The sequence below is a fragment of the Pseudomonas profundi genome (genome assembly GCF_008638305.1).
GTDB lineage: Bacteria > Pseudomonadota > Gammaproteobacteria > Pseudomonadales > Pseudomonadaceae > Halopseudomonas > Halopseudomonas profundi.
This window is the reverse complement of the sequence record NZ_VTPZ01000032.1, coordinates 1-5,117: the sequence shown is the minus strand read 5'-3', so window position 1 is coordinate 5,117 and position 5,117 is coordinate 1. Positions and strand designations below refer to the sequence as shown.

The 5,117-nt window shown below is 60.8% G+C and carries 3 protein-coding genes; all 3 read right to left on the bottom strand.

What is annotated here, in order from left to right; genetic code table 11:
* Window positions 1-106: 106 nt before the first annotated feature.
* Complete coding sequence (locus FZE95_RS19370) at window positions 107-1,654, bottom strand: sigma-54 interaction domain-containing protein (RefSeq protein ID WP_150302431.1); 1,548 nt, start codon at window positions 1,652-1,654, stop codon at window positions 107-109.
* 10 nt (window positions 1,655-1,664) lie between these two features.
* A complete protein-coding gene (tssH, locus tag FZE95_RS19365; protein WP_150302430.1) occupies window positions 1,665-4,271 on the bottom strand; it encodes a type VI secretion system ATPase TssH in 2,607 nt (868 codons plus the stop codon).
* A gap of 10 nt (window positions 4,272-4,281) precedes the next feature.
* The coding region (gene tssG, locus FZE95_RS19360) for a type VI secretion system baseplate subunit TssG (protein WP_150302429.1) at window positions 4,282-5,117 on the bottom strand (836 nt) is incomplete at its 5' end.

Genomic DNA, 5,117 nt, shown 5'->3' with positions numbered 1-5,117 from the left:
CAGATCCAGTTCGAAACGATAGGGTCGGCACAGGGCTTCGTGGCCGGTGAACTCAAGGACCTTGAAGTCGTGCTCGGCGTCTTCGATGGTCAGGTTGAAGTGTGCTTCATTGCCCGGACTGAACATGGATTCTCTCCTTGGTTTTGAGCTCGGCAGGGTTGATGTTCAGCCGTTGCATGCGGTACAGCAGGGTGCGTCGCGGCAGGCCCAATTCGCTGGCGGCGCTGGTCTGGTTGCCCTGATTCTTGCGCAGGCAATCCATCAGCAGGTTGCGCTCAACCTGCTCCAGGCGTTCACGCAAATTCAAAACGTTCCGGGTCGGCTCACTGGGCTGTAGATTGAAGTGCTCGGGCAGCAGCAGATTGCCCTCGCAGAGCAGCACCGCACGCTCGACCAGTCCTTTGAGTTCACGCACATTGCCTGGAAACGCGTAGGCGGCAATCTGTTGCAGAGCAGTGTCTGACCAGTCGCAGGGATCGCGTTGCAGGAAGGTGCAGGCCTTGTCAGTGAAGTGCCGAGCCAGGCGCAGAATGTCTTCGCTGCGTTCGCGTAGGGGTGGCAATTCGATGGGGAAATGCGAAAGCCGGTAGAACAGGTCCTCACGGAATCGGCCCTGATCGGCCAATGCCCGCAGGTCGCAATGGGTCGCGGCAAGAATGCGTACATCCACCTTGTGCGTTTCGTTGCTGCCTAGCGGGCGGACTTCGCCTTCCTGTAACACGCGCAACAATTTGGCTTGCAAGGTCAGCGGCATATCGCCGATTTCATCGAGAAACAGGGTGCCGCCGTCCGCTTCGTCGAACAGGCCTTTACGGTCCCGATCGGCACCGGTGAAAGCACCCTTGCGGTAGCCGAACAGTTCGCTCTCGAGCAGGTTTTCCGGCAGAGACGCGCAGTTCTGCACCACGAAGGGCTTGCTGCGCCGGAAGCCGAACTCATGGATTGCACGGGCTACCAGCTCCTTCCCTGTACCCGTCTCACCGGTCAGCATGACGTTCACCGGGTTATGCAGCACCTTGCTGATCAGTTTGTATACGGCGCGCATACGGGGGCTATCGCCGATCAGGCCGTAACCACTGGCGCAGGGCGGGCTGTCCTGCACCGCGCTGGTCGGGTCGGGCCGCTGCACGCCGAGGCGATGCAATACGTGGAGCTGCGCCAGTATGCAATTGCCCAGCAGTGCGAGCGAATCGGTGAAGCGTTTCATGTCGCGCGCGCTGCGGCTGGCGACCAGCAGCAGGCCGCCGACCTGCTTGTGTTCGTTAAGCAATGGCAGGCACAGCAAGCTGCGCCAGGGATCAGGCGTGCACGGCAGGAAGTTGGTGTCGTGAATGCTGCGATCCAGTCCGACGAGGGACACGACCTGGTTCTGGCACAGGCTGTATTGCAGCAATTGTTCAGCGTGGTAGTCACTGGGCAAGCTGGAGGAGGCGACTGATTGTCTTGCGCCGTCCAGCCATTCGGCGGTGAGGTACAGCCGGGTATGGGCTTCGTCCAGCAGGTATAGCTGACTCAGCTCGCAACCGGCCAGCTCGGCTGCGGCCTCGACCAGCCCGTCAAGCAGGGCACCGCGATTGGCTCGTCCGCTGAGATCGGCGAGCCGCTCGAGTAGCGCTTCCGCATACTGCAGCGGCTTCTGGATCTGGCTGAACATGGCCGAAGCCTCAGGCGAATTCACAGCTGACCGCTCCTTGCTCGTTGATCGTGGCATGGACGCTTCGCAGTACTTCGCCTGAGGCCATGGCTTCGAGCAGACGATCCACTGCAAGGGGCTGCAGATGTCTATCGATAAGATGATCAATCAGCCGGGCGCCGCTGTCGCTGCTGCCGCAACGCAGTGCGAAATGGTCCACCAGTTTGTCGCAGTGAGTGAAGGCGAGCTGGCGCCGCTGCAGACGTTCGCCGAAGCGCGCCAGCTTGAGCGTGATCAGCTCTTGCAGTACCTCGCCGTCGACCGGGTAGTAGGGCACTATTGTCATGCGAGCCAGTAATGCCGGCTTGAAGTGGTGACTCAAGGCTGGGCGGATGGCCTGTTCCAGATCGGCAGCGGTGGGGCGTTGCTTCTGATTGCACAGCGCGGCGATACGATCGCTGGCGAGGTTGGAGGTCATCAGGATCAGCGTATTGCGGAAGTTGATTTCCCGGCCTTCGCCGTCATTGGCGACGCCCTTGTCGAATATCTGGTAGAAGACATTGAGCACGTCCGGGTCGGCTTTTTCGACTTCGTCGAGCAGAATCACTGAATAGGGTTTTTGTCTGACGGCCTCGGTCAGCATGCCGCCTTCGCCATAGCCCACATAGCCCGGCGGCGCGCCCAGCAGGCGCGAGACGCTGTGCTTTTCTTGAAACTCCGACATGTTGATGGTGGTGAGGAAGCGCTCGCCGCCATACAGCAGGTCAGCCAATGCCAGCGCAGTTTCGGTTTTGCCTACGCCGCTGGGGCCGACCAACAGAAATACGCCAGCCGGTGCGTCTGGCTTGTTGAGCCCGGCTGCGCTGGCGCGCATGGCTCTGTCCAGTGCTTGCACGGCTTGTTCCTGACCACGCACCCGGGCGCGAAGATCCTCAGCAAACTCGGTGACACTGGCGTTATGTTCGCGGGCCAGTTGTGACAGTGGAATGCCTGTCCAGTGGCTGATGACTTCGGCCACCAGACGCGGACATACTTCATGGCTGACCAGCCGCTCGCTGGCCTGAGCATCGATTAGCGCCTGGCGGGTGTCGCGCAGGGCTTCGTCCAGCTCGCAGATGGATTCATCCATTGGCTGGGTTGCATCCGTTTCCGCAGCGGTGAGCTGCGCGCGTTGCATGCTTAGGTCGAGCAACCGTTCAGCCAGATTGCGCTGGGTTTCCCAGCGTGCGGTCAGCTCGCTCAGTTGGCTCGCCGCTTCGTGCAGACGGGTCTCGAGCTGATCGAAGGCGTCTGTATCAATGCTCAGGCCGGCTTCGTGATCCCGGCGCAGGGCTATCCGCTGACGCTCGCCTTCGGCGATTTCACCTCGCAAGCGTTCAACGGCTTCAGGCGCTGCTGCCAGGCCTATGCGTACACGCGCGCAGGCGGTATCGAGCACATCGACCGCCTTGTCCGGCAGCTGTCGGCCGGCCAGATAGCGTGCGGACAGTTCAGCCGCCGCGACAACGGCATCGTCTCGCAGATAGATGCCATGGCTGCGCTCGTAAACCGGTGCCAGGCCGCGCAGAATAGTGGCAGCCTCGGCCACGGTTGGCTCGTGCAGTTGCACGGGCTGAAAGCGGCGCGCCAAAGCCGGGTCCTTTTCGAAATACTTTTTGTACTCGCTCCAGGTGGTGGCGGCGATGGTGCGTAATTCGCCGCGTGCCAGCGCTGGTTTGAGCAGGTTTGCTGCATCATTGCTGCCGGCCTGGCCGCCTGCGCCGATCATGGTATGCGCTTCATCGATAAACAGGATGACCGGCTTGGCTGAAGCTTTGACTTCGTCAATTACACCCTGCAGGCGGCGCTCGAATTCACCTTTGACGCTGGCACCGGCCTGTAGCAATCCGAGGTCGAGACACAGCAGTTCCACGCCCTTCAGTACATCGGGCACTTCACCTGCAACGATGCGCAGCGCCAGACCTTCGACGATGGCGGTCTTGCCGACACCGGCTTCACCTACCACAATCGGGTTGTTCTTGCGGCGCCGGGCCAGGATGTCGATCATCTGGCGAATCGCGGCATCACGGCATAACACCGGATCCAGCTTGTCGTCCCGGGCCTGCTGCGTGAAGTTATGGGTAAAACGTCCCAATGCAGATTCGTCGGATTCTGCGGTTCGGGCCGAGGCCGTAGTGGGGCCGGTGGACTGTTCTGAGAGAGCGAAGCTGAGCAGTTGATCAATATTCAATTGTGCGAGTAACGGTTGATAACGGCTGCCGGCGTAACGTAATGGATTGCGCAGCAATGCCAGCAGCAGAGCGGCCTGATCGATCTCACCGCGGCCCAGTTCCAGATTCGCTGCCAGCAGCGCATCCTGCAGCCATTGCACCAGCTCAACGGAGAAGACCGGGTTGCCCGACTCGCTTTGCTGGGTTCGGATAGTGAGCGCCTGGGCCAGATCGGCTGCTTCTATATGCGCGTCCTGCAGCGCCCGCAGCAGCAGACTGTCGGCCCGTTCAAGCAGGCCGAGTAGCAAATCTTCGATCAGCACCTGGGTGCCGCCGCGTACAACGCAGCGTTGAGCGGCGACTTCGAGATCGGCACGGCTTGCTGCGTCGAGTGTCTTGACCAGTTTTTGCAGATCTACGTTGATCATTTCATCGTCCTTAATGTGTCTGTCCGGCGAGCGTGACAACTGCGTCGGCGTTTTCCAGCCCCAGCCAGCTCGTCCATCCCAGCCGACACGGGTTCTCTGCGCCCAGGCGCAGGTCTCGTATATCTTCCTTGCGTAGCTGCAACTGGATGTCGTAGTCCAGCGGGTCTCTCAAGGTGAAGCGCACCAGCGCGCAAAGCGGCTGATAGCCAGGACCGACCGGCAGAAATTCCTGGAATCTGTCCCAGCTCAACTGGCGTATATGCACCCGGAATTGGCCGCTGCGGTCGCGCACGCTATCGCCCAATACCAGGCTGGAGCCCAACGTACTGTTGGCGCGTCCGAGCTGATTTTGCTGTTCGGGCAGAATATCTACACGGCGTTCCAGGCACTGCTCGATGCGCAGATCCGGGTGCTTGAAGTAATAACGCAGTACCGATTCGATCAGGGCCGCGGACTGCGCGCGCATACTCAGCAGACCCAAGTAGGGCAGCAACCGCTTCCAGTTGAGCTCGGTAGTGCTGCGAATGTCGCCGCCGCCGAGGCCCATCAGGGCAAAGAGTCGTGCGGAAAACGGGTCTTGAGCGCCGGCAGTAAACCGCGCGCGGTATCGGTATTTCTGCCAGATCGGCAGCATCAGCCTCTGCAGACGGTTGTTGAACAGGTCCAGGAATACACGCGTCGGGTTGCCCTCGGGCGTCTCGCCCAATGCCTGTTCGCCATAGAAGGCCGGAATCGGTGATCCGGCGCCGAACAGACTGACCATGTTCACGCACAGGGTGGCGCGCAGCTGTCCGTCTTCGGTGAAGAACTCGATGAGATGGTCTCCTCCCTCTCCCTCTACGGCGT

Bases quoted from the DNA above. Each gene is read 5' to 3' on its own strand.
- FZE95_RS19370 (WP_150302431.1), bottom strand. From the start codon at position 1,654: ATGTTCAGCCAGATCCAGAAGCCGCTGCAGTATGCGGAAGCGCTACTC.
- tssH (WP_150302430.1), bottom strand. From the start codon at position 4,271: ATGATCAACGTAGATCTGCAAAAACTGGTCAAGACACTCGACGCAGCA.